The 24,222-nt window shown below is 71.7% G+C and carries 24 protein-coding genes and 1 riboswitch; of the genes, 14 read left to right on the top strand and 10 right to left on the bottom strand.

Annotated features, from left to right (window positions below; all coding sequences use genetic code 11):
- Positions 1-52 precede the first annotated feature (52 nt).
- The gene (locus tag OG455_RS17860; RefSeq protein ID WP_266294883.1) at positions 53-1,120 is read left to right on the top strand and encodes a hypothetical protein; all 1,068 of its coding nucleotides are present in this window, start codon (positions 53-55) and stop codon (positions 1,118-1,120) included.
- A 60-nt stretch (positions 1,121-1,180) separates the two neighbouring features.
- Here the strand turns inward: OG455_RS17860 and nagA are convergent, their stop codons facing one another.
- Entirely contained in the window at positions 1,181-2,353 is a 1,173-nt protein-coding gene (gene nagA / locus OG455_RS17855) for an N-acetylglucosamine-6-phosphate deacetylase (protein WP_266294881.1), read from the bottom strand.
- Positions 2,350-3,282 carry an ROK family protein gene (locus OG455_RS17850; protein ID WP_266294879.1) on the bottom strand — a complete coding sequence of 311 codons (933 nt, stop codon included), beginning with the start codon at positions 3,280-3,282 and terminating at the stop codon, positions 2,350-2,352. The genes nagA and OG455_RS17850 overlap by 4 nt, the downstream gene beginning before the upstream one ends.
- Before the next feature lie 317 nt (positions 3,283-3,599).
- On the opposite strand from OG455_RS17850, the gene OG455_RS17845 reads away from it, so the two are divergent.
- The 4 genes from OG455_RS17845 to otsB all read left to right on the top strand — a co-directional run bounded on the left by OG455_RS17845 (position 3,600) and on the right by otsB (position 7,077).
- Positions 3,600-4,388 (top strand): DeoR/GlpR family DNA-binding transcription regulator, encoded by a 789-nt coding sequence (locus OG455_RS17845; RefSeq protein ID WP_266294877.1) that lies wholly within the window; start codon positions 3,600-3,602, stop codon positions 4,386-4,388.
- Between the two features lie 241 nt (positions 4,389-4,629).
- A complete protein-coding gene (locus OG455_RS17840; RefSeq protein ID WP_266294869.1) occupies positions 4,630-5,898 on the top strand; it encodes an extracellular solute-binding protein in 1,269 nt (422 codons plus the stop codon).
- A gap of 59 nt (positions 5,899-5,957) precedes the next feature.
- Positions 5,958-6,185 carry a DUF3263 domain-containing protein gene (locus tag OG455_RS17835; protein ID WP_266294867.1) on the top strand — a complete coding sequence of 76 codons (228 nt, stop codon included), beginning with the start codon at positions 5,958-5,960 and terminating at the stop codon, positions 6,183-6,185.
- A gap of 43 nt (positions 6,186-6,228) precedes the next feature.
- On the top strand, positions 6,229-7,077 hold the full coding sequence (gene otsB, locus OG455_RS17830) for a trehalose-phosphatase (RefSeq protein WP_266294865.1): 849 nt from the start codon (positions 6,229-6,231) through the stop codon (positions 7,075-7,077).
- Here the strand turns inward: otsB and OG455_RS17825 are convergent.
- Together OG455_RS17825 and OG455_RS17820 are read right to left on the bottom strand one after the other, a co-directional pair.
- Positions 7,053-8,504 carry a trehalose-6-phosphate synthase gene (locus tag OG455_RS17825; RefSeq protein ID WP_266294863.1) on the bottom strand — a complete coding sequence of 484 codons (1,452 nt, stop codon included), beginning with the start codon at positions 8,502-8,504 and terminating at the stop codon, positions 7,053-7,055. The two genes, otsB and OG455_RS17825, sit on opposite strands and share 25 nt — an antisense overlap.
- Positions 8,505-8,550: 46 nt before the next feature.
- Entirely contained in the window at positions 8,551-9,573 is a 1,023-nt protein-coding gene (locus OG455_RS17820) for a glucosyl-3-phosphoglycerate synthase (protein WP_266294861.1), read from the bottom strand.
- 151 nt (positions 9,574-9,724) lie between these two features.
- Positions 9,725-9,854, top strand: a riboswitch (SAM riboswitch).
- 17 nt (positions 9,855-9,871) lie between these two features.
- On the opposite strand from OG455_RS17820, the gene thrC reads away from it, so the two are divergent.
- From thrC to OG455_RS17795, 5 genes are all read left to right on the top strand, one after another.
- Positions 9,872-11,155 carry a threonine synthase gene (thrC, locus tag OG455_RS17815; protein WP_266294859.1) on the top strand — a complete coding sequence of 428 codons (1,284 nt, stop codon included), beginning with the start codon at positions 9,872-9,874 and terminating at the stop codon, positions 11,153-11,155.
- A 104-nt stretch (positions 11,156-11,259) separates the two neighbouring features.
- A complete protein-coding gene (locus OG455_RS17810; protein WP_266294857.1) occupies positions 11,260-11,538 on the top strand; it encodes a ubiquitin-like small modifier protein 1 in 279 nt (92 codons plus the stop codon).
- Between the two features lie 545 nt (positions 11,539-12,083).
- Positions 12,084-12,287 carry a cold-shock protein gene (locus OG455_RS17805; protein ID WP_030289665.1) on the top strand — a complete coding sequence of 68 codons (204 nt, stop codon included), beginning with the start codon at positions 12,084-12,086 and terminating at the stop codon, positions 12,285-12,287.
- Between the two features lie 317 nt (positions 12,288-12,604).
- On the top strand, positions 12,605-14,227 hold the full coding sequence (groL, locus tag OG455_RS17800; RefSeq protein ID WP_266294855.1) for a chaperonin GroEL: 1,623 nt from the start codon (positions 12,605-12,607) through the stop codon (positions 14,225-14,227).
- Between the two features lie 131 nt (positions 14,228-14,358).
- Positions 14,359-14,706, top strand: coding sequence for a hypothetical protein (locus OG455_RS17795; RefSeq protein ID WP_266294853.1), 348 nt, complete (start codon positions 14,359-14,361; stop codon positions 14,704-14,706).
- Here the strand turns inward: OG455_RS17795 and OG455_RS17790 are convergent.
- Positions 14,701-15,351, bottom strand: a complete 651-nt coding sequence (locus OG455_RS17790) for an HD domain-containing protein (RefSeq protein ID WP_266294851.1) — start codon at positions 15,349-15,351, stop codon at positions 14,701-14,703. The genes OG455_RS17795 and OG455_RS17790 overlap by 6 nt on opposite strands.
- 92 nt (positions 15,352-15,443) lie before the next feature.
- On the opposite strand from OG455_RS17790, the gene OG455_RS17785 reads away from it, so the two are divergent.
- The 3 genes from OG455_RS17785 to OG455_RS17775 all read left to right on the top strand — a co-directional run bounded on the left by OG455_RS17785 (position 15,444) and on the right by OG455_RS17775 (position 17,524).
- Positions 15,444-15,776 (top strand): PadR family transcriptional regulator, encoded by a 333-nt coding sequence (locus OG455_RS17785; RefSeq protein WP_266294849.1) that lies wholly within the window; start codon positions 15,444-15,446, stop codon positions 15,774-15,776.
- On the top strand, positions 15,773-16,726 hold the full coding sequence (locus OG455_RS17780) for a hypothetical protein (protein ID WP_266294847.1): 954 nt from the start codon (positions 15,773-15,775) through the stop codon (positions 16,724-16,726). Before OG455_RS17785 ends, OG455_RS17780 begins: the two co-directional genes overlap by 4 nt.
- Positions 16,727-16,837: 111 nt before the next feature.
- Positions 16,838-17,524: a copper homeostasis protein CutC gene (locus OG455_RS17775; protein ID WP_266294845.1), complete on the top strand. Its 687-nt coding sequence runs from the start codon at positions 16,838-16,840 to the stop codon at positions 17,522-17,524.
- Between the two features lie 53 nt (positions 17,525-17,577).
- Here OG455_RS17775 and OG455_RS17770 read toward each other — a convergent pair whose 3' ends face one another.
- Entirely contained in the window at positions 17,578-19,602 is a 2,025-nt protein-coding gene (locus OG455_RS17770) for an AAA family ATPase (protein WP_266300851.1), read from the bottom strand.
- A gap of 387 nt (positions 19,603-19,989) precedes the next feature.
- On the opposite strand from OG455_RS17770, the gene OG455_RS17765 reads away from it, so the two are divergent.
- A complete protein-coding gene (locus OG455_RS17765; RefSeq protein WP_266294843.1) occupies positions 19,990-20,217 on the top strand; it encodes a hypothetical protein in 228 nt (75 codons plus the stop codon).
- 59 nt (positions 20,218-20,276) lie between these two features.
- Here OG455_RS17765 and OG455_RS17760 read toward each other — a convergent pair whose 3' ends face one another.
- The 4 genes from OG455_RS17760 to OG455_RS17745 all read right to left on the bottom strand — a co-directional run bounded on the left by OG455_RS17760 (position 20,277) and on the right by OG455_RS17745 (position 24,046).
- The gene (locus OG455_RS17760) at positions 20,277-21,911 is read right to left on the bottom strand and encodes a DNA repair helicase XPB (protein WP_266294840.1); all 1,635 of its coding nucleotides are present in this window, start codon (positions 21,909-21,911) and stop codon (positions 20,277-20,279) included.
- A 350-nt stretch (positions 21,912-22,261) separates the two neighbouring features.
- The gene (locus OG455_RS17755; protein WP_266294838.1) at positions 22,262-22,642 is read right to left on the bottom strand and encodes a DUF6188 family protein; all 381 of its coding nucleotides are present in this window, start codon (positions 22,640-22,642) and stop codon (positions 22,262-22,264) included.
- Between the two features lie 8 nt (positions 22,643-22,650).
- The gene (locus tag OG455_RS17750) at positions 22,651-23,721 is read right to left on the bottom strand and encodes a putative T7SS-secreted protein (RefSeq protein WP_266294836.1); all 1,071 of its coding nucleotides are present in this window, start codon (positions 23,719-23,721) and stop codon (positions 22,651-22,653) included.
- Between the two features lies 1 nt (position 23,722).
- Entirely contained in the window at positions 23,723-24,046 is a 324-nt protein-coding gene (locus OG455_RS17745) for a hypothetical protein (RefSeq protein WP_266294834.1), read from the bottom strand.
- Positions 24,047-24,222 lie beyond the last annotated feature (176 nt).

Raw genomic sequence — 24,222 nt, 5'->3', positions numbered from 1 at the left:
GGTCCGGACACGGCATCGGCCTTGAGCGGCCTTTGGGGAGTTGACCAGCGCGATGACAGCCGACAGCGGGCCCGGACCCGAGGGCGCCGAGCAGCCACCCGCCGATGACGACCCGTTCGCCTACCTGTACCGCTCCGAGGGCGGCGAGGGGGAGGGCGCGCCGAACCGCGCGCCCGGCGTGCCGCGCACCTCGTACACCCGCCCGATGGAGGTCGGCCGGGCCCAGTACGGAGCGCCGCCGCAGCAGCAGGGCGGCTACCCGCCGCCGTACCAGCAGCAGCCGCCGCGCGGTCCGTACGGCCCGGGCCCGGAGAGCACCGCGCAACTGCCGAACCAGCAGCCCCGCTACGCCGAGCGGTCCCGACCGCAGCCCGGTGAGGACGCGCCGCGCGGGCGCGGCAAGGGCCCGGTGATCGCGGTGGTCGCGGTGGTCGCGGCGATCGCGATCGGTTCCGGGATCGCGCTGTCCGGCAACGACGGCAAGAGCGGCAAGGACAACGCCGCCCCGCCGGCGCCCTCGGCGGGCGTGTCCGGCCACTCGTCGTCGGCGCCCTCGTCCTCGTCCTCGTCCTCCGGCAATGCCTCGGCCTCGGCCTCGCCGTCGCCCAGCACCTCCGCGGACGAGAGTTCGTTCAGCTTCCTCGACGGTGCCAAGGCGCAGGCCCAGGGGGCGAGTCCCGGCAGCGGGCTCAAGGGCTCGGTCTCCTCCGACGGCAGCTACCTGACGCTCCAGCAGGGCTCCTCGGCCACCTGGACCTTCACCGCGCCGACCGCCGGGCAGTACAAGTTCTGGGTGCACTACAACAACACCGGCGGGCCGGTGAAGGCCTCGATCACCGTCAACGGCCAGGACAAGCCGGGCGGGACGACCTTCAAGAACTCCAACGCGCCCGGCAGCGACCCGTACTGGTCCTACACCAACGTCTGGCCGGACCTGCAGGCGGGCAGCAACACCATCACGGTCTCGGTGCCCGGTGGCGGCCCGGTGCAGGTGGACCAGGTGGTGCTCACCCCGTACGCGTACAACGGCGACTACCCGAGCGCGAGCGGCGCCCCGGCGCCCGGCGGGGCGCCGTCCGGTGGGGCCTCGGGAGCCACCCCGGGCTCCGCGAGCAGCTGACGCACGGAGCGGCGGTCGGCCAGGGGCCGACCGCCGCTCCCCGGTGAACCTGAGGGGTACTCAGCTCCCGCTGGTGAAGCGCTCGGCGCCCTTGATCCACTCGCCGCGCCGGACCACGCCGAGCAGGTCGTACGAGCTGGAGTCGAGGATCGCCAGGTCGGCCCGCTTGCCGACGGCCAGCGAGCCGAGCGTGTCGCCGAGCCCGAGCAGGGTGGCGGGCGTGGTCGAGATCGACTGCACGGTCTGAGCCAGGCTCAGCTTGTTGACGGTGACGGAGCGCTTGAAGGCGACGTCCAGGGTGAGCGTGGAGCCGGCGATCGAGCCGCCCTCGACCAGCCGGGCGACCCCGTCCAGCACCTGGACCTGCAGCGGGCCGAGCGGGTAGAGCCCGTCGCCCATGCCGGCCGCGCCCATCGCGTCGGTGATCAGCGCCACCCGGGCGGCGCCCGCCGTGCCGTAGGCCAGGTCCAGCACCGAGGGGTGCAGGTGGGTGCCGTCGTTGATCAGCTCGACGGTGACCCGCTCGTCCTCCAGCAGCGCCACGATCGGGCCCGGGGCACGGTGCTGGATGCCCGGCATCGCGTTGAAGAGGTGGGTGGCGACGCTGGCACCGGCCTCGATCGCCTCCAGGGTCTTGGCGTAGTCGGAGTCGGTGTGGCCGACCGCGGCGATCACCCCGAGGTCGGCGAGCAGGCGCACCGACTCCAGGCCGCCGGGCAGTTCGGGCGCCAGGGTGACCATCTTGGCGGTGCCCCGGGCGGCGTCCACCAGCTTGCGGACCAGCGCCGGGTCGGGCTCGCGCAGCAGGTCGGGCCGGTGCGCGCCGCACCGCCCGGGGGAGATGAACGGCCCCTCGAAGTGGACGCCGGCCAGCACGCCCTCCTCGACCAGCTCGGAGAGGACGGCGGCCTGCCGGCAGACCTCGTCGATCTCCCCGGTGACGGTGGAGGCGACCGTGGTGGTGGTGCCGTGCTCCAGGTGGGTGCGGGCGGCGGTCAGCGCCTCCTCGGCGAGGCCGGCGGCGTACGAGGCGCCGCCGCCGCCGTGCACGTGCAGGTCGACGAAGCCGGGCACCACCGTGCAGCCGGTGAGGTCCAGGTCCGCGGGGGTGCCCTCGCCGCCGATCTCCGAGATGGTGGCGCCGTCGACGGCCAGGCGGCCGTTCTCGACCACGCCGCCGGGCAGCACCAGTCGGGCTCCGGACAGGACGAATCGATTCCGCGTGGTCGTCACGCGGTCACCTCCGTAGAGAGCAGATCCCAGGCGAGCAGACCAGCGCCCAGGGATGCGGCGGTGTCCTTGAGCATCGCGGGTACGACCTCCGGGGGCATCTGGAAGGTCAACCGCTCCGCCACCGCCGCGCGCAGGGGTGTGAAGAGGGTGTCACCGGCCTCGGCGAGGCCGCCGCCGACGATCACGGTGGACGGGTCGAGCAGGCTCTGCGCCAGCACGATGCCGTCCGCCAGGGCGTCGACCGCCTCGCGCCAGACCGCCGCGGCGCGCGGGTCGCCCGCCTCGACGGCGAGTGCGCAGTCGGCCGCGTCGGCGGCCGGGTCGCCGACCGCCGCGGCCCAGGCCCGGGAGACCGCGGAGGCCGAGGCCAGCGTCTCCAGGCAGCCGCGGGCGCCGCAGCCGCAGGCCGGGCCGCCGGGACGGACCACCACGTGGCCGATCTCGCCGCCGTAGCCGTGCGCGCCGGCCTCGATGCGCCCGTCGATCCCGATCGCGCCGGCGATGCCGGTGCCCAGCGCGATGAAGAGGAACCGGGAGACCCCGCGGCCGGCGCCGATCCGCCCCTCGGCCAGCCCGCCGGAGCGGACGTCGTGGCCGAGGGCGACCGGCAGGCCGCCCAGCCGCTCGCCGAGCAGCTTGCGCAGCGGCAGGTCCCGCCAGCCGAGATTGGCGGAGAAGACCGCTATCCCGTTCTTCTCGTCGATCGTGCCCGGGACCGCGACGCCGGCCGCGAGCGGGCCCTCGCTGAAGCGGCGGCGGCCCTCCTCGGCGAGGTCGGCGGCAAAGTCGAGGATGGCGGTGACAACGGCGTCCGTGCCGTGCTCCCGCCCGGTCGGTCGGCGTGCTTCGAACAGCACGGAGCCGTCCTGGGCGAGCAGCGCGGCCTTCATGCCGGTGCCGCCTACATCGAGTGCGATGACGTGCTTCACGGGGGACAGTTTCCCTTGACCGAGGAGGAGAGGTCTAGTCCAGTGGTCGGTTTTGTCGACCTGGCGCGGGTGAGTTTGGTCGCTCCGCCCGGCCGGGGGCGGGTGCGGGTGGAGTGAGGGCGGGGCGCGGGTGGGGCGGGGGAGGGGTGCGGTGGGGGGTGATCGGGTCGAGAGATGCGTGAAAGTGAGTGATGTATAGCGTTTTCGCGCAGGATTGCGCAAGCGGCCGAGGTGGCTGCGCCTACCGGACCGGTCCGCGCGGGGTGCTGTGCGACGCTGTCCACGCACGGGTGGTCGATCGGAACGGAAGGTGTCGCGTGTCCAGATACGAGCGGTGGAACGGACTTCTCGAACTCCTCGCCGAGCATGGCAAGTTGGAGGTCGAGGAGGCGGCGGCCGCGCTCGGCGTGTCGGCTGCCACGATCCGCCGGGACCTCGACCAACTGGCCCGCCAGCAGATGGTCACCCGGACCCGCGGCGGCGCGGTGGCGCACAACGTCTCCTACGACCTGCCGCTGCGCTACAAGACCGCTCGCAACGCCGGCGCCAAGCAGCGGATCGGCGCGGCGGTGGCCGGGCTGATCGCGCCGGGCGAGGTGGTCGGGCTCAACGGCGGGACCACCACCACCGAGGTGGCCCGCGCGCTCGCGGTCCGCCCGGAGCTGACCGAGCGCGGCGAGGCCGGGCACCTGCTGACCGTGGTCACCAACGCGCTGAACATCGCCAACGAGCTGACGGTCCGTCCGGCGGTCAAGATCGTGGTGACCGGCGGGGTGGCCCGGCCGCAGTCCTACGAGCTGATCGGCCCGCTGGCCACCGCCGTGCTCGCCGAGCTGACGCTGGACGTCACGGTGCTGGGGGTGGACGCGCTGGACGCCGAGATCGGGGCCAGCGCGCACCACGAGGGCGAGGCGAGCGTCAACCGGCTGCTGGCCGAGCGGGCCCGCCGGGTGGTGGTCGCGGCCGACTCCTCCAAGCTCGGCCGGCGCGCCTTCGCGCGGATCTGCGGGCTGGAGGTGATCGACACCGTGGTGACCGACCAGCCGCCGGCCCCGGAGTTGGCGACGGCGTTCGCCGAGGCGGGAGTGCGGGTGCTGACGGTGTGACCGCCCGCGGGTGCGGGGGCTTTGCAAACCTTGCAGAGAGCATTGCAAAGTTTGCGAAGCCCTGAACAGCGAGGTCGACGAACCATTGCACGATGTGCAACCGGGGCGCCCACTTAGGTAACGTTCCTCGCTCCGGGGCATCTGGTGTGGACCACTGGGGTTGGTTTTTGGCACCGTTCTGGCCACCTCCGTCCCCCGGTTGGCTCCCCCACTCCCCGTGCGCCCGAAGGCGGTCCCCCCGTTGAAGTCCCGACTCTGCGCTGCCCTCGCGGCCAGCACCCTGCTGCTCTCCGGGTGCGGCTTCCTCGGCATCGGCGGTAGTGACACGGTCACCCTCAAGCTGGTGGCCGCCGACTACGGCGACGGCACTCCCGCCAACAGCTCCTCCCACTACTGGGACGACCTGGCCCGCAAGTTCGAGGCGGCCAACCCGAAGATCAAGGTCGATGTCCAGGTCTTCAGCTGGGACGACATCGACGCCAAGGTCGCCGGCATGGTGAAGTCCGGGCACACGCCGGACATCGTGCAGACCGGCGGCTTCGCCGACAAGGCCGTCGCGGGCCAGCTCTACCCGGCCAGCGACGTGCTCTCGATGGAGACCCAGGCCAACTTCCTGGACGCCTTCAACAAGGCCGGCGGCGTGCTGGGCACCCAGTACGGCATACCCTTCGTCTCCTCCTCGCGGACCTTCTTCTACAACAAGGCGATCTTCAAGCAGGCTGGGATCAGCCAGCCCCCCGCCAGCTGGGCCGACCTGAAGGCCGACGCCGCGCTGATCAAGGCCAAGGTCCCCGGGGTCACCCCCTACGGGCTGCCGCTCGGTCCCGAGGAGGCCCAGGCGGAGTCGATGATGTGGACGATGAGCGGTGGCGGCGGCCTGACCGACGACGCCGGCGTCTACACCCTGGACAGCCAGCAGGACGTCGACACCTTCAGCTGGCTCAAGCAGAACCTGGTGGACACCCAGCTCACCTATCCCGACCCGGCCTCGGTGAACCGCAAGACGGCCTTCAAGGACTTCGCGTCCGGCAAGGTCGCCATGCTGAACGGGCACCCCTCGCTGCTCCAGGCGGCCCAGCAGGGCAACATCGACTTCGGCACCGCGGCGATCCCGCAGAAGGACCCGCAGGCCAAGGCCGGCACCCTGGGCGTGGCCGACTGGATGATGGCCTACTCCGCGAACGGCCACAAGACGCAGATCCGCGCCTTCCTCGACTACGCGTACGCGAAGGAGAACACCCTCGCGTTCGACGAGCAGTACAACCTGCTGCCGGTCACCCAGGACGCCGCGGCGGACATGACCGCGGACCCGAAGTACGCCGGCCTCAAGCCGTTCCTGGACGCGCTGCCCAACGCCTCCTTCTACCCGCTGGGCGACCCGGCATGGGACACCGTCAGCGCGAAGATCAAGTCCGACATCGGCAAGGCGGTCCAGGGCGACCCGAAGCCGGTGCTCGGCGAGCTGCAGCAGTACGCCGTCACCCAGGCCCAGCGCCTGCGCCCGCAGTAGCCGGCGCCCCGCGGTAGCCGCCGCCCCGCGGGGATGACCCGCTCGCGCACAATGGCCCCATGAGCGAGCTGACCGAACGCGAGCGGGCCGTGCTCGCCCTGGAGGGCGCCGGCTGGCGCACCCAGGGCGCCAAGGAGCAGGCCGTGCGGGAGCGGCTCGGTCTCTCCGCGACCCGCTACTACCAGCTGCTGAACGGCCTGCTGGACCGCCCCGAGGCGCTCGCGCACAGCCCGGTGCTGATCAACCGGCTGCGCCGGATCCGCGAGGCGCGCCGCGCCGAGCGCTAGCGCCGAGCGTTAGCCGGGGTGGGCCCTGGGTAGGTTGGCGGGCATGGGCATCGCGCTGCAACCGACCACCTCCGCGGGCCGCGAGGGCCTGGCCGCCGTGCTGGCCGACCCGGCGGCAGCCGTGGTCGCGCTGGATTTCGACGGCACCCTCGCGCCGATCGTCGCCGACCCCGAGCGGGCCTTCGCGCACCCGGGGGCCGCCGCCGCGCTGGCCCGGCTGGCGCCGCTGGTCGGCACGGTGGCGGTGGTGACGGGGCGTCCGGTGCGCAGCGCGGTCCGCCTCGGCGGCTTCGACTCCGTCCCCGGGCTGGCCCCGCTGGTGGTGCTGGGCCACTACGGCGCCGAGCGCTGGGAGCGCGGCGAGCTGACGGCCCCCGAGGTCCACCCCGGGGTGGCCGCCGTCCGGGCCGAGCTGCCCGCGCTGCTGGCCGGGCTGGCGGTGCCCGAGGGCACCTCGGTCGAGGACAAGGAGCGCTCGATCGCCGTGCACACCCGCCGGGCGGCCGATCCGCAGGCCGTCCTGGAGCAGCTGCGCGACCCGCTGGCCGAGCTGGCCGCCGCGCACGGTCTGGCCGTCGAGCCCGGCCGCTTCGTGCTGGAGCTGCGCCCGCCGGGGGTGGACAAGGGGGCGGCGCTGACCGCTCTGCTGCGCGAGCGCGGCGCGTCCTCGGTCCTCTACGCCGGCGACGATCTGGGCGACCTGGCCGCCTACGCCGCGGTGGAGCGGCTGCGGGCCCGGTCGCTGCGCGGGTTGCTGGTGGCCAGCGGCCTGGTGACCGGCGAGCCGCCGGTGCGCGAGATCGCCGAGCGGGCCGACCTGGTGGTGCCGGGGCCGGCCGGCGTGGTCGAGCTGCTGGAGTGGCTCGGTCAGGCGCTCAGCTCGGCCAGCTGAGCCAGGAACCACTGCTGCGGGGAGAGCGCGGTGGCGGCCGCGGCGAGCCGCTCGGTGCGCTCGCGCCGCTCCGCGGGCGGCATGGTCAGCGCCTGGTGCAGCGCCTCGGCGGTGCCCACCACGTCGTAGGGGTTGATGCTCAGGGCGTCCTGGGCCAGCTCCGCGTGGGCGCCGGCCTCCCGGGAGAGCACCAGCGCGCAGCCCGCGTCGGAGACCACCGGGACCTCCTTGGCGACCAGGTTCATCCCGTCCCTGATCGGGTTGACCAGTGCCACGTCGGCCAGCCGGTAGGCGGCCAGCGAGCGGGCGAAGTCGTCCTCGACCTGGAGTATCAGCGGCTGCCAGGAGTCGGTGGCGAACTCCTCGGTGATCTCCTGGCTGATCCGCCGCACGGCCGCGGTGTAGTCGCGGTACTCGGCCAGGTCCTGCCGGGAGGGGTAGGCGAAGGCGATGTGCACCACCCGCTCGCGCCACTCGGGCCGGCTGCGCAGCAGGTGCCGGTAGGCCTGCAGGCCGCGGACGATGTTCTTGCTCAGCTCGGTGCGGTCCACCCGCACGATGGTCCGGCGCCCGCCCACCGCCGCGCGCAGGGCGGCGAGGCGCTCGTCCACGTCCGCCCGGTGGGACCGCTCGCGCAGGAAGTCGGCGTCGGCACCCAGCGCGTGCACGCCGAGCCTGGTGGTCCGGCCCTGGTAGCTGACCGAGAGCTCGGCCCGGTCGACCTTGGCGTCCAGCAGCTGTTCGCAGCAGTCCGCGAAGGCCTCGGCCCAGCGGCGGGTGTGGAAGCCGGCCCGGTCCGCGCCCAGTACGCCGGTCAGCACGGCGGCGGCCAGCGCGTCCGGCAGCAGCCGGAAGTAGTCCGCCGGGGCCCACGGGATGTGCAGGAAGTAGCTGATCCGCAGGTCGGGGCGGAGCTCGCGGAGCAGGGCCGGCACCAGGGTCAGGTGGTAGTCCTGCACCAGCACCGCCGCGCCGGGCGCGGCCTCGGCGGCCAGCGCCCGGGCGAAGGCGGCGTTGTACGTCTCGAAGGCGGCCCACTGCTCGGCGGCGTGCGCGTCGAAGACCGGGGCGGTCGGGGTGTTGTAGAGCATGTGGTGCAGGAACCAGAGGGTGGAGTTGGCCACGCCGTTGTACGCGTGGTCGAAGACCTCGGGATCGATGTCCAGCATCCGGACGGCCTGTCCGCCGACGTCGAAGCCGCCCTGGTCCAGCCGCCCCTGCGGAGAGCGCCCGACGGCCTCCCGGTCGGCCGGGCCGAGCGCGGCGCAGACCCAGACGGTGTTCGGGTCGTCGATCGCGGAGAGCCCCGAGACCAGCCCGCCGCCGCCGCGCTTGAGGGTCAGCGTTCCGTCCGGGGCACTGCTGAACGAGACCGGGCCGCGATTGGAAGCCACCAGGACGCGCGCTGTGGTCGTGTGATCGGCCATACGTTCAACCTTGCCGGGGTGGGCGAGCCGCAAACCAGGGCTTAGGTCACATCCGGCCGCGCTCGCGGTGGGACCGGTACTGCGCCAGCCCGATCATCGGGGGCCGCTCCAGCGCGGTGACCGGGTGGCTGCGGGCGGTGAACTCCCGGCTGTCCGCGTCCCGGTCGAACTGGGTGAGCACCGGGCGGGCCAGGTCCTCGGCGGCCTTCAGCCGGTGGGTGCGGTCCAGCCGCTCCAGCGCGGTGCGGTAGATGGTGGCGGCCATCCGGCCCAGCGCCTGGCTGTCCTGGTGGCGGTGGTGGCGCACCCCGACGTCGACCTGGGCCAGCGCGTCCAGTCCGACCAGCTCCAGGGCGTCCACCAGCAGGCCGAGTTCGACCCCGTAGCCGGTCGGGAAGTGCAGCCGCTCCAGCAGCGAGCGGCGGGCCGCGTACTCGCCGCCGAGCGGCTGCACGAAGCCGGCCAGCTCGGGCCAGTGCAGGTTGAGCAGCGGGCGGGCGACCAGCTCGGTGACCCGCCCGCCACCGGCCGGCACCACCGCGCCCTCGGTCTCCAGCGGCCGGTCGTACATCGCCTTGACCAGTTGCAGGTCGGGCTCGGTGAGCAGCGGTCCGACGATGCCGCAGACGAAGGCCGGGTCGAACTCGCGCAGGTCGGCGTCGATGAAGCAGACGATCGAGCCGCTGGTCACCAGCAGCGAGCGCCAGAGCACCTCGCCCTTGCCCGGCACCGCCGGCAGGTCGGGCAGGACCTCGTCCCGGTGCACCACCGCGGCCCCGGCCCGCGCGGCCACCTCGGCGGTGCGGTCCACCGACCCGGAGTCGACCACCACCAGCTCGTCCACCAGCGGCAGCCGCTCGATCAGCTCCCGCCGGATCACCTCGACGATGTCGCCCACCGTGGACTCCTCGTCCAGCGCGGGCAGGACCACGCTCACCGTGCCGGCCGGCCCGGCGGCCCGCTTGGCGGCGAGCAGTCGGTCGGGCGACCACTCGCTCGCCCGCCAGGACCGGCGGCGTAGCCAGTCGGCGACCTCCGGAAGGGGCGCGGGGTTCTGCTCGGCAGGCAAATCTCGCTCCTCGTACATCGCGTCTCGCGTTGCGGACGGTCGGGACCAGGTGCCCGGCCTTCGGATACAGTCTTCGTACTGCGGTCAGACCTTCGCACGCCGGGGTTGGCCCCAGGGAAGACCAGCACAGCGCAGGACCACAACTTCACAGAGCTCATCCAGAGGGACTGAGGGAACGGCCCGTCGACGTCCCGGCAACCTTCTCGTCCGGCCCGTGGGGCCCGGCGGGACAGGTGCCAATTCCGTCCTGTGGCGCGCCCGCGTCACGGGGAAGATGAGGAGAGAGGCCTCCGCCACCATGGCTACCGCTACCCCCGCACCCGCCGTCCCTTCGGTCGACCTCGGCCCCGCCGCCGCGCTGTCCTGTCGCGAGTGCGGCACCCGGTTCCCGCTCGGCCCCAGCTTCGCCTGCCTGGAGTGCTTCGGCCCGCTGGAGATCGCCTACGACTTCGGCGGCTACGAGGCCGAGCAGCTGCGCAAGCAGATCGAGGCCGGCCCGGCATCGATCTGGCGCTACGCCCCGCTGCTGCCGGTGCCCGCCGACGTCGCCGCCAAGCCCAACCTCAACCCGGGCTGGACCCCGCTGGTGAAGGCCGACAACCTGGGCCGCGAGCTCGGCTTCACCGCTCAGCTGCACGTCAAGGACGACTCCGGCAACCCCACCCACTCCTTCAAGGACCGGGTGGTGGCCTGCGCCATCGAGGCCGCCCGCGCCTTCGACTTCACCACCCTCTCCTGCTCATCCACCGGCAACCTGGCCGGCGCGGTGGGCGCGGCCGCGGCCCGCGCCGGGTTCAAGTCCTGCGTCTTCATCCCGCACGACCTGGAGCGGGGCAAGGTCGTGATGGCCGGTGTCTACGGCGGCGAACTGGTCGGCATCGAGGGCAACTACGACGATGTGAACCGCTTCTGCTCCGAGCTGATCGGCGACCCGGCCGGTGAGGGCTGGGGCTTCGTCAACGTCAACCTGCGCCCGTACTACGGCGAGGGCTCCAAGACCCTGGCCTACGAGATCTGCGAGCAGCTCGGCTGGCGGCTGCCGGAGCAGCTGGTGATCCCGATCGCCTCGGGCTCCCAGCTCACCAAGATCGACAAGGGGCTGCAGGAGCTGATCAAGCTGGGCCTGGTCGAGGACCGGCCCTACAAGATCTTCGGGGCCCAGGCGGCCGGCTGCTCGCCGGTCTCGGCGGCCTTCAAGGCCGGCCGTGACGTGATCCGCCCGGTCAAGCCGGACACCATCGCCAAGTCGCTGGCGATCGGCAACCCGGCCGACGGCCCGTACGTGCTGGACATCGCCCGGCGTACCGGCGGCGCGGTCGAGGACGTCACCGACGCCGAGGTGGTGGACGCGATCAGGCTGCTGGCCAGGACCGAGGGGATCTTCGCCGAGACGGCGGGCGGGGTGACCATCGGCGTGCTCAGGAAGCTGGTCGAGAACGGCCTGCTGGACCCGGCCAAGGAGACCGTCGCGATCAACACCGGGGACGGCCTGAAGACGCTGGACGCGGTGGCCGACGCCGGCCTGACCGCCACCATCCGGCCGACCCTGGAGTCCTTCCGGGCCGCCGGCCTGGCCTCCTGACCACCAGTCAGCCCGCCAGCCAGTCAGCCAGTCAGCACGCCAGCACGCCAGCACGCCGGCCTGCCCGGCCGCCCGGCCTTCCGTCACCGCGAGGAGCAACCCCCATGAGCGCCAACGTCCGCATCCCGACCATCCTGCGCACCTACACCGACGGCCGGGCCGAGGTGAGCGCCGAGGGCGCCACCCTGCAGGAGGTCATCGCCGACCTGGAGAAGAACCACCCCGGCATCGGCCAGCGGATCCTGGACGAGAGCGGCAAGCTGCGCCGTTTCGTCAACGTCTACGTGAACGACGACGACGTGCGGTTCGCCGAGGGCCTGGCCACCGGGGTCGAGGACGGCGCCGGGGTCTCGATCATCCCGGCGGTGGCGGGCGGCTGCTGACGACCGGTCAGCGCCCGTCGCGCGGGTCAGCGGGGCGTCGTGCCCGGTGCCGGACATCCGGCGCTCGGCGTGGCGCCCCGCGCCGTGTCCGTGGCGGCCATCCGCAGGGCATAGGCTGTTCCCGGCTCCCGGGGACGGCCCCGGCGCTGGAGTACCGCTCGCGCTGTCCGGCTCCTGAGACGCCATCTGCCGAGGTATCGCCTGAATCATGTCGGCGACTCGTCAGAATTCTTTGGACTATTCGTGAGTTTCGTCCGCTATGTCCGGACCGAAATGGCGAGCTCTGTCGCATTCCTCCCTTGCTATCCCTTGGCGCCCCGGTCGAATTGGCGTCCAGTGGGCCTGTTGCACAGGGCGCCGATGCGGATACATTCAGCCGCGGTCGATGCATTCACCTGCTCCGTCGGCGCCAACTGGCTTCCGGGGGTGGGGCGGTGCGGCACGCAGGGGCGCGCCCAGGGGGGTTTCCTCGGGCATCTCTGCCAGACCCGTGCCCGTGACCTGCGGGTGCGTGAAGGGCCAGCACAGCACTAGGGGAGTTCGGAATGGCTCAGGGCACCGTCAAGTGGTTCAACGCGGAGAAGGGCTACGGCTTCATCGCGGTCGACGGTGGTGCGGACGTGTTCGTCCACTACAGCGCGATCCAGATGGACGGCTACCGCACCCTTGAAGAGGGCCAGCGGGTCGAGTTCGAGATCTCCCAGGGGCAGAAGGGCCCGCAGGCGGACATGGTCCGCGCGGCGGTCTGACCTTTCCGAACCTCGGAGCCTCGGCTCTCACCGAGCTGGTGGTTCAGCGGCAGGCCCGTATCCCGTCCCCGACCTCGGGGCGGGCTGCGGGCCTGCCGTTCGTTCGAGCCCGGTTGCGGTCGGCTCGTCGAAGGAGCTTGCACTCGCCATGCCGGAGTGCTAATCATTGGCGTTAGCACTCACAGCTTGAGAGTGACAACGGACCGGGTCGGTGAGGCCCCCGGGAGCGGTAGGGGACAGGCCCCCCGCACACCAGGGCCGTCCGTCGCGGGCGCCACCGGTCCGAGCAGTCGACGTGTCCTGGAGGACCACTTCCGATGGCCAAGATCATCGCGTTTGACGAGGAAGCTCGCCGCGGCCTTGAGCGCGGCATGAACCAGCTTGCCGACGCCGTCAAGGTGACGCTGGGCCCCAAGGGCCGCAACGTCGTCCTTGAGAAGAAGTGGGGCGCCCCCACGATCACCAACGACGGTGTCTCCATCGCCAAGGAGATCGAGCTCGAGGACCCCTACGAGAAGATCGGCGCGGAGCTCGTCAAGGAGGTCGCCAAGAAGACGGACGACGTCGCTGGCGACGGCACCACCACCGCGACCGTGCTGGCCCAGGCCCTGGTGCGCGAGGGTCTGCGCAACGTGGCCGCCGGCGCCAACCCGATGGCCCTGAAGCGCGGCATCGAGAAGGCCGTCGCGGCCGTCTCGGACCAGCTGCTGGCCCAGGCCAAGGACGTGGAGACCAAGGAGCAGATCGCCTCCACCGCCTCCATCTCGGCCGCCGACACCCAGATCGGCGAGCTCATCGCCGAGGCCATGGACAAGGTCGGCAAGGAAGGCGTCATCACCGTCGAGGAGAGCAACACCTTCGGCCTCGAGCTCGAGCTCACCGAGGGCATGCGCTTCGACAAGGGCTACATCTCCGCCTACTTCGCCACCGACCTGGAGCGGATGGAGGCCTCCTTCGAGGACCCCTACATCCTGATCGCCAACTCCAAGATCGGCTCGGTCAAGGACCTGCTCCCGCTGCTGGAGAAGGTCATGCAGGGCGGCAAGCCGCTCGTCATCATCGCCGAGGACGTCGAGGGCGAGGCCCTGTCGACCCTGGTCGTGAACAAGATCCGCGGCACCTTCAAGTCCGTCGCCGTCAAGGCCCCGGGCTTCGGTGACCGCCGCAAGGCCATGCTCGGCGACATCGCCATCCTCACCGGTGGCACCGTGATCTCCGAGGAGGTCGGCCTCAAGCTGGAGAACGCCGGTCTCGAGCTGCTGGGCACCGCCCGCAAGGTGGTCATCACCAAGGACGAGACCACCATCGTCGACGGTGGCGGCGACAGCGAGCAGGTCGCGGGCCGGGTCAACCAGATCCGCGCCGAGATCGAGAACAGCGACTCGGACTACGACCGCGAGAAGCTCCAGGAGCGCCTCGCGAAGCTGGCCGGCGGCGTGGCCGTCATCAAGGCCGGCGCGGCGACCGAGGTCGAGCTCAAGGAGCGCAAGCACCGCATCGAGGACGCCGTTCGCAACGCGAAGGCGGCCGTCGAGGAGGGCATCGTCGCCGGTGGTGGCGTTGCGCTGCTGCAGGCCGGTGTCGCGTTCGACAAGCTGGAGCTCGAGGGCGACGAGGCCACTGGCGCCAACATCGTCAAGGTCGCGCTGGAGGCCCCGATCAAGCAGATCGCGGTCAACGCCGGCCTTGAGGGTGGCGTCGTGGTGGAGAAGGTGCGCAACCTTCCCTACGGCCACGGCCTGAACGCCGCGACCAACGAGTACGTCGACCTGATCGCCGCGGGCATCATCGACCCGGCGAAGGTCACCCGCTCCGCGCTGCAGAACGCCGCCTCCATCGCGGCGCTCTTCCTCACCACCGAGGCCGTCATCGCCGACAAGCCCGAGAAGGCCGGCGCCCCGGCCGGTGGCGGCATGCCGGGCGGTGACATGGACTTCTGATCCTGACTTCAGGATCGGTTGACCTGTGACAGGGGCGGCTCCTTCGGGGGCCGCCCCTGTCCGTTGTGGCCTGTCGTGCGACCCGTCGTGCGACCTGCTGTGTGTCGTGAGTGGTGAAGGAGATCGAACGCGTGGCCGATATCGAGGCCGCCCTGCACCGTGCCAGGGCGCTGATCCTTGCCGACCTCTCCGCCCGGGACGTGGCCGACGCCGCGGTGGTCTCCCTGGTGGAGGACGCCGTGACGCACCGGCGGTGGTGGCTGGAGCAGTGGCCGGACGGGACCGGGTTCGTGCTCGGGCTGGTCGCCCAGGACGTCCAGGACGCGCTGCTGGAGGGCTGGGGCCGGTGGCCGCTCTGCCAGGCCTGCGCGCAGGACGGGGACCCGCACGCGCTCAGCGTGGAACCCGAGTTGGGGCCCGATCCGCACTGGGTGTGCGGCAAGGAGGGCGTCGCGGTGGCGCCCGTCGGTTCGCTATGAGGTCAGTGTGCTGAGCTCCGCCGCCAGGTTGGCGCGGGCCTGCCCGTCGTAGCGGGTGTGCCCCTCGGGGGTGCGGTAGAGCGCGGGCAGTTCGAGCAACTGCCGCAGGATGGCCGCGCGTCCGTCGCGGAAGGCCTCCTCGGGGACGAAGGCGTACTCCTCGCGCACCGCCGCGGTGTACGCCGCGTAGGCCTCGGCGGGGCGGCCCAGCACCGCGAGGTCGGCGTCGCAGAGCACCTCGCCGTCCCGGTCGCCGGGCCGCGGGTGGTGGTCGGCGGTCAGCCGGACCAGCCGCACCACCCGCTCGATGAGCGCGGCCGCCAGCCCCGCCTCGCCCAGCGCGCGGATCGCCAGCTGGGCGCTGCGCTCCTCGTTCTCGGAGCGGTCCGGCTGGTACACGGCGTCATGGAACCAGGCCGCCAGCCGCACGGCGTCCGGGTCCTCGGCGTACTCGGCGAGGGCGTCCACCTCGTCCAGCACCGCCAGCAGGTGGTCTGTGGTGTGGTAGCGGCGCTGCGGCTCGGCCCAGCGCGCGAGCAGGGCGCGCCCGTACGGCGCCGGGTCGGTGGTGGCCCCGCAGCGCTCCAGCAGGGCGCTCCAGCGCTCCAGCAGGACGTCGGTGGCGGGGTGCGGTTCGGTCGGCATGACGGTCATTCTGCTCCCGAGCCCTGTCAGGGGTCGAGGTATGGACAGATATGCCGATGATCGATATATGTAGACACATGACAGGACGGGCTATGCAGGAGCCGACGCTGCTCCTGCTCACCGCGCTGGCCGATGCCCCACGGCACGGCTACGCGCTCATCCAGGAGATCGCCACGATCTCCGGCGGCCGGGTCGCGATGCGCACCGGCACCCTCTACACGGCGCTGGACCGGCTGCTGGACCAGGGATTGATCAGGGTCGAGAGCGATCAGGTGGTGGACGGACGGGCCCGGCGCACCTACGCGCTGAGCGACGTCGGGCGCACCGTGCTCGCCGAGGAGGCCGAGCGGCTGCGGGTGGTGGCCGCCGAGGCCGAGCGCCGACTCGCCGTCGTGCGGCCGATAGCCAGAGGGGTCTGGGCATGAGTGAGGGTCAGGGAACCATCGGAGCGGTGGGGTTGCGGCTGGCGCTGCGGTGCTACCCGAGGCGCTACCGGGTCGAGCGCGGGGCGGAGATCGCGGAGGTCTTCGCCGACACGACCGAGGCGGCCGGCCGCTTCGCGCGGGCCAGGGAGTTGTACGGCGTCGCCGCGTACGGGATCCGGCTGCGGCTCGGGCTGACCTCCAGCCGGCCCGCCGGGCGGCTGTTCGGCACGGCGGCGCCGCTGGTCGTCGGCACCTGGGCGGGGGTGACCCTGCTCTGGCTGCTGATCGTGGACGAGTCGTCGCCCGGCGCGCCGCTCGGCCTCTTCTCGGTGCTCTGGTACGCGCAGTCCGCGCTTTCCCTGCCGGTGCTGGTCGCCGCGCTGCTCGACCGCTGGACGGTGGTGCGCTTCGGCGCGCTGCTCGCGGTGGCGGCGGCGGTCCTGGTGGATGTGAGGTGGCTCCACTACACCCTGCCCAGCGATGGTGAATTGTCCTCCTACGTGCAGTGGGCGCTCGAAAGGCTGGCGCCACTGGTCTGGCCGCTGCTGCTGCTCGCGGCGCCCCGCGACCGCCTCGACCTCGGCCTCCACGCGGGCCGGGTCGGTCGGGCCTCTCGGCGCTGGGCGGTCCTGGCCCTGACGCTGGGGGTCGGGATCGTCGCGATCGGGGGATCCCTGGCCCCGCTGATCCGCAACCCGCTGACCTCGTGGGCCGAGTTGGGTGGTGCGCTCGCGCTCGTCCTGGTGACGGTGGCCGTGCTGCGGCGCGGCGCGCTGAGCCTCGCGGTGCTGGTGCCGGCCGGGCTCTCGCTGCTGGCGCCGATCAACGGGGCCCTGCTGGGCGGCCGCACGCCGAACGGGGAGCTGACGATGCTGCCGCTGGCACTCGCGGCGCTGGTGGAGCTGCGGCGGCGGTCCGCTCGGGCGGGTGCGGGGGTGCCGCTCGGCTGAGCGGTCGGCCGGCCCCGGGGCCGGGCCCGCCCGCTGGTCGAGGCGGTCGGGCCCGGCCTTTGGCGGGCCGGGGGCTCGCCGCGGGGTCGGGTGGTGTGGCAGTCTACTGATATGTCTAGACCAATATTCGAAGTCATCGCGCTGACCGCCCAGGATGCCAAGGCCGCGCAGTCCGGTGGTGCCGACCGCCTCGAACTGGTCACCGACATGGCCGCCGACGGCCTCACTCCCGCCGTCGCCGACTTCGCCGCGATCCGGGCCGCCGTGGACCTGCCGCTGCGGGTGATGCTGCGGCTCCAGGACGGGTTCGCGGCGGGCGACCTGGACGTGTTGCGGGACCGCGCGGCCGCGCTGCGGGCCGAAGGCGCCGAGGAGTTCGTCCTCGGGTTCCTGGACGCGGCCGGCGAGGTGGACCTGCCCGCCGTGCTGGCCGTCGCCGAGGCGGTGGCGGGCTGCCGCTGGACCTTCCACCGGGCGATCGACCACAGCGCCGACCGCTCGGCGCTGCGCGCGGCCCTGGCGGACCTGCCCGGCCTGGACACCTTCCTCACCTCGGGCGCCGCCGCCGGGGTGGCGGCCGGGCGCGAGGTGCTGACCGGGGAGCTGGCCAAGGCCGGGGAGCCGGGCTACCGGCCGCGGATCCTGATCGGCGGCGGCCTGCGCGCCGAGCACCTGCCGGAGCTGGTCGCGGAGGGCTTCGACGGCTTCCACGTGGGCGGTGCGGTGCGGACCGCGGGCTGGGACTCGCCGGTGGACGCCGCCAAGGTGGCCCAGTGGCGGGCGCTGATCGGCGAGTAGCACCGGGCGCGGCGGACGAGGGGCGGTCCGGTCACCCGGACCACCCCGGGGTCTCAGCCCAACTCGGCCGGCAGCGGCTGGGCGTGCAGCACCGTCAGGCCGGAGACCGCACGGGTGAGCGACACGTACAGCCGGCGCAGGCCGGTGCGCTCGTCCGGCTCGCCGGCCACCACGGCGGCGGGCTCGTCGAGCACCACGTAGTCGTACTCCAGGCCCTTGGCCAGCGAGGCGGGCACCAGGGTGAGCCGGGCCTCCGCGGTGGTCTCGGCGCCGGGCACCAGGTAGTCCAGGCCGGCTTCGGCCAGCGCCCGCTCGAAGAGCGGCAGGCGCGCGTCGGCGGCGATCAGGCCGGTCGAGCCCTCGTGCGCGAGCGACTCCCGGCAGGCCCGCAGCACCGCCTCGACCTGCTCGTCCTCGGCAACCTGACGGATCGTCAGCGAGTTCGCCCCGGTGCGGATCGAGGTCGCCGGAGCGAGCCCGGGGGCGATGGCCGGCAGCAGCCGCGAGGCGTAGCCGATCACCTCCTCCGGCACCCGGAAGCCCACGGTCAGCTCCTCGACGTGCGCGCCCGGCTTGCCCAGGTGGCGCAGTGCCTCGGGCCAACTGCCGGTCGCCCAGGGGGTGGTGCCCTGCGCCAGGTCACCCAGCACGGTGGCCGAGCCGGTGCTGCAGCGCCGGCCCACCGCGCGGTACTGCATCGGCGAGAGGTCCTGCGCCTCGTCCAGCACCACGTGGCCGAGCGAGGGCGTGCGGTGCACCAGGTCGGTGGCCTCGTCCACCAGCACGGCGTCCGCGGCCGTCCAGGGCGCGGTCCGCAGCGAGCGCCCCGGCTTGGGCCAGCGGATCGCCTCCTGCTCCTCGGCGGTCAGGATCCCCTCGGCGCACTCGGCCAGGAACCGCGCGTCGGTGAGCAGCCGGTGCACCAGCTTGGCCGGGTCGACCGGCGGCCAGCAGGCCTTGGCCATCGCCTTGACCTCGCGCGACCTGGCCACCGCGTCCTGCACCCGGTCGTCGGGGGCCTCGCCGCCCTGCTCCATCTTGAGCAGCACCGCGTGCGCGATCCGCTGCGGCAGCGCCTCCAGCGCGGCCCCGTAGCGGATGTCCCGGCAGGCCAGCTCCTCGATGATGTCGACCAGTTCATGGGCGGGAACGCGCCACCTGCGGGAGCCGCGGACCACCACGCAGGGCTCGGTGGGCATGGTGATCCCGGCCCGCACCGCGCGGCGCAGCACCTCGGCCAGCCGCGCGTCGCCCTTGATCCCGGCGGCCTCGGCGCTGTCGGTGCCGCGCACCTCGACGTGCTTCACCAGCTCCTGCACGGTGGCCTGGGCCACCTCCAACTCGCCCAGCGCGGGCAGCACCTGCTCGATGTAGGAGAGGAAGGAGGAGTTCGGCCCGATCACCAGGGTGCCGGACTTGGCCAGGCGCTCGCGGTGGGCGTAGAGCAGGTACGCCACCCGGTGCAGGCCCACCGCCGTCTTGCCGGTGCCGGGGGCGCCCTGCACGCAGACCGTGCCGGAGACGTCGGCGCGGACGATCTCGTCCTGCTCGGGCTGGATGGTGGCCACGATGTCGCGCATCGGGCCGACGCGGGGCTTCTCGATCTCGGCCGCGAGCAGGGCGGAGGCGGTCTCCTGCTCGGTCGGGTCGCTCAGGTTCTCGTCCTCGTAGGCGGTCAACTCGCCTGCGGTGTAACCGAACCGCCGTCGCTTGTCGATGCCCAGCGGGTCCTTGCGGCTGGCCCGGTAGAAGGTCTGCGAGACCGGTGCCCGCCAGTCGATCACCATCGGGTCGCCCTCGGCGTCGTGCACGTGGCGCCGGCCGATGTAGAACCGCTCGCCGCCGGCCCCCTCGGACACCTCGGTCGTGATCGCGTGCCGGAAGTCCAGCCGACCGAAGAAGAGCGGGGTGTGTACGAGGTCGGCCAGCGCGGCGATCCGCCGCTGGATCTGGTTGTGCAGCACCTGCTGGGTGACCCAGGTGCCGGCGACGTCGGAGATGTTCAGCGCCTGGGCGTCCTCGCGCATCGCGCGCAGGGCTGCGCGGGAGGAGGCCAGGTGGTCGCGCTCGCGCTGCAGCGGATCGGTCGCGGCTGCGGCAGTGGCAGTCGCGGCGGCAGCAGCGGTGGAGTCGGTGGTGGCGGGGGATTGCACAGCGAACCTTCCCGGCCGCGCCGTCCAGGGGCGCGGCGGTCTCGTCGTAGCTCACAGTGAGAACCTGACCGGTTGCCGAGCGGCCAGGGCCTCCCACGGCTGCCACGAGCGGCACCACGGTTCGGGAGGGGGCAGACCGGACAGCATAGAGCGCTGTTCACCCGCACGCTAACGAATATCCGCCGAACACGAGTTCGCCGGAACCGGATAAGCACCTCAGGGAGGGGTAGGCCTGGAGGAGGACCAGGGTCCCTTCGACTACGGCCTTTGGGTGGATGCGGTTCACCCGGTCGGAAAACTACGGTGGAAGACATGAGCACCGTGCATCTGACGGCGCCCCCGGCTGCGGCCAAGACCCCCCGGGCGCGCACCACCTCCGAGTCCCTGTCCATCCCGCCCGCGGGCGCCACCGCCGCCTCGGCCGTCACTGACAGTCCGCGGCGCCGAAAGCCGCTGAGCCAGGCCGTGCGCAATGTCGGCATCGTGCTCGACACCGCCGCGCGCGTCGTCTTCCTCGGGCGCGACGGCGTCAAGCTGTAGCCGTTCCGTGCCGGTGATCGGCGGTGACCACCCGTCCCCGTGCCGGTGATCGGCGGTGACTACACGTCGTCCGCGTCGATGATCCGGTAGGCGTACCCCTGCTCCGCCAGGAAGCGCTGCCGGTGTGCGGCGAAGTCCTGGTCCACCGTGTCGCGGGCCACCACCGAGTAGAAGTGCGCCGAGTGGCCGTCGGCCTTGGGGCGCAGCACCCGACCCAGCCGCTGGGCCTCCTCCTGGCGCGAGCCGAAGGTCCCGGAGACCTGGATGGCCACCGTGGCCTCCGGCAGGTCGATCGAGAAGTTCGCCACCTTGGAGACGACCAGCACGCTGATCTCCTTGCTGCGGAAGGCCTCGAAGAGCTTCTCGCGCTGCGCGTTGCTGGTCTCGCCCTTGATCACCGGTGCGTTCAGCACCTCGCCCAGCTCGTCCAGCTGGTCGATGTACTGCCCGATGATCAGCGTCTGGTCCTTCTCGTGCTTCTTGACCAGCGCCTCCACCACCCGCCGCTTGGTCGCGGTGGTGGAGCAGAAGCGGTAGCGCTCCTCCGGCTCGGCGGTGGCGTAGGACAGCCGCTCGGAGTCGCTCAGGGTGACCCGCACCTCGCAGCAGTCGGCCGGCGCGATGTAGCCCTGCGCCTCGATCTCCTTCCACGGGGCGTCGAAGCGCTTGGGGCCGATCAGCGAGAAGACGTCGCCCTCGCGGCCGTCCTCGCGCACCAGGGTCGCGGTCAGGCCGAGCCGGCGGCGGGCCTGCAGGTCGGCGGTGAACTTGAAGACCGGTGCGGGCAGCAGGTGCACCTCGTCGTAGACCACCAGGCCCCAGTTGCGCGCGTCGAACAGCTCCAGGTGCGCGTAGCTGCCCTTCCGCTTGGTCGTCATCACCTGGTAGGTGGCGATGGTGACCGGGCGGATCTCCTTCTTGGTCCCGCTGTACTCGCCGATCTCGTCCTCGGTCAGCGAGGTGCGCTTGACCAGCTCGTGCTTCCACTGGCGGGCGGAGACGGTGTTGGTGACCAGGATCAGCGTGGTCGACTTGGCCTCGGCCATCGCGGCCGCGCCGACCAGCGTCTTGCCCGCGCCGCAGGGCAGCACGACGACGCCGCTGCCGCCGTGCCAGAAGCCCTCCACCGCCTGCTGCTGGTAGGGGCGCAGCTGCCAGCCGTCCTGCTCCAGCTCGATCGGGTGCGCCTCGCCGTCCACGTAGCCGGCGTGGTCCTCGGCCGGCCAGCCGAGCTTGAGCAGCACCTGCTTGATCTGCCCGCGCTCGGAGGGGTGCACCGCCACGGTGTCCGGGTCGAGCCGGACACCGACCAGCGGCGCGATCTTCTTCGACTTCAGCACCTCTTCGAGCACCGGCCGGTCGGTGGTGCTCAGCACCAGGCCGTGCACCGGGTGCTTGGTCAGCTGGAGCCGCCCGTAGCGGGCCATCGTGTCGGCCACGTCCACCAGCAGCGCGTGCGGCACGGGGTAGCGCGAGTACGTCACCAGCGCGTCCACCACCTGCTCGGCGTCATGCCCGGCGGCCCGCGCGTTCCACAGCCCCAGCGGGGTCACCCGGTAGGTGTGCACGTGCTCGGGCGCCCGCTCCAGTTCGGCGAACGGGGCGATGGCGCGGCGGCAGTCGGCGGCCTGCGGGTGGTCGATCTCCAGCAGGAGAGTTTTGTCGCTTTGGACGATCAGTGGCCCGCTGTTCACGGTGTGGAGTCCTCCATCGAGTCAGGCGCAGACCCTCCAGTGTCGCGCATCGGCGGACCGTTCGGTGGGGCGGTGGGGGAAGACGGGGGCGCGCGGGAGCCGGGTGCACCGGAGCCGTGCGGGTCGGGCCTGCTCGGCTCGCCGAGTTCGACGTGAACTCGGTCGGGAAAGCCACGCGCGGCGCATCAGCACGGAAGGCAAGGACGCTCGGGCGGTGATCACGGAGGCAGTCGCACAGGACGAAGTCCCGTAAGGTCCCGTGTCAACACGTGCGGCCCGCCGTTGAGTAATGAACTCGATGACGGGCCGTACGATGCTTTCGGTCTGAAACGTGCGCCGATCCGACGTCGTTACGGCCTGTGGCGGGTCCAGGTGACGGATTCACCTGATTTCACTGCTGCCGGAACGAACAGTCCTTTGGAGCTCACGTTCAGGTGCCAGCCGTGGTTGAAGACAACCCGCAGGGCGCCGGAGTTGAATGCGACTGCCGACAGAATCTCAGTGCCAACGGTCTGCCGAACCTCATCCTTGCTGAATTGGCTCAGTGGAGTCGGGTTGGCGCCGGGAGCGGTAACAGCACCCTTTGTGAAGAGGGCGTCCGCTCCGACTGTGATCTCGCCGGGCGGGTCGAGTTCGAATGTGATATCACCGGCCCAGGTGATATCCACCACGCGGTGTCCGCGCAAGGGAAGGATGCGACGATCCGGCAGCTCAGTCATCTCGTTCGCCATTCGTGCACTTATTCCTCTGGCAGGTAGTCAAAAATGTTCCCGATGCTGTCATCGGCGGGACTTCCATCGGGGAGCTTCGGATATACTTCACCGGTGCTCGTGTCCACCACGACGTCCGGGTTCTTGTTGCCGCCGATCCCGCGCCAGCCCCCTTGTCCCTTGACTGCGTGAATCGCGTCGTTGACTTGGCGCCGAGAATAACCCAGATCCTGCCCGATGCTACCAGGATTCGACTGGTATGACCGAGGCGCTGCTGATTCGCTGCTGCCGCCTGATCCGTCGGAGTTCATGTTGACGCGGTCCGGGCCGGCTGCATCATTCGCGATGTGGGTCATTCCGAGACCGGCCATGCCGAGACCGGTGGCGATCGCACCGGCTGAGACGACATTGGTCGGCACGCCTATCACCAAACCGATACCCGTCGCGTCCAGCGCGAACCCGCCGACCTCGCCACCCGCGCCGAGGGCAGCCAGCCCCAGGCCCAAGCCGGTCTCGGCAACGGAACCCGGGTCATGCACGATCGCGTTGCCGACTGAGGCGAGATCGGTCAGAGCGGTCTCCCCGACCTGCTCGGCGAAGTGCCCCGCACCGGAGAAGAACCCGCCGATGTCATCGCCTACTTGCGACCAGAACCCTGGCTTCGGGGGTGCCAGGTCGCGCGCCTTCCCGACGATGGCGGCAGCAGTCCTGGCGGCGCTGACCAACTGGTTGCGAGCGCTGTCCAGTTTGTCACGCGCAGCCTGCTGACTTGCTGCACCAGAGTTCCAGAGGTTGATGGCATCGGCTGCCTGACCCTGAGCCCAACCCAGTACGGTCGTGTAGGCGTCCAGGGCAGCCGCAGCATCGTGGAACGCATCGCCAGCCTGTAACCACTTGCCGGGTTGGCCATGGAAAACCTTGCGGAACGCGTCGGCCGCGTCACCGCTCCAGCCGTCGCTGGTGTCGATTCGCTGGAGGCCGGCACCAGCGATGTGCAGCAGGTCGCCATATGCTCTCAGCGCTGATTCCGTATGATGGACGGAGTCGGGGTCGCCAGGAATGAGGGCCTTCGGATCGCTGGTATTCCCAAGCTCTGTCATGCTAGGTGGCCCCCGGATCAGCACCGTTGCCCTGGAGGGTGCCAGTGAGCTGATCTGCCGTGCTCTGGTCAGCTCGGCGGTAGGCGTTCAGGCTCGCCGTCAGCCGGGCTGCAATCTCCTGACCGTCCTTCGCAAGGTTGCTGACGCCCCGCTGCCATCGATCAAGGAAATCGCCCAACGTGCTTGCGAGATCACCGTTCCCGATGGCGGTTGGATCGTGAGGTATGCCACTCACGCTCTGCTGGTTCAACTCGTCGAGCGTGCCGTTCACGCCGGCGGCTGCTTGTTGCAGTGCGTGGAGATCCACGCGATAGCCCTCGCCCATCCCCGTCCCCCTTGCCACCAGAGCTAGCTCGATACCGTACCTGGATGCTCTTGCGGCCGTGTGTCGTTTGGCACATCTGAGGCTCTCGTGTGGCGATGGTCCTGTTGTGGCGGCTGACGACGATGGCCGGCCTGGTGTCAGGACGAGGCGGCGCAGGCTGGGGTCTACGCGGAGTC

It is taken from the genome of Kitasatospora sp. NBC_01287, from assembly GCF_026340565.1.
GTDB lineage: Bacteria > Actinomycetota > Actinomycetes > Streptomycetales > Streptomycetaceae > Kitasatospora.
The sequence above is the reverse complement of the archived record's forward strand: the minus strand, read 5'-3'. Positions and strand labels throughout refer to the sequence as shown.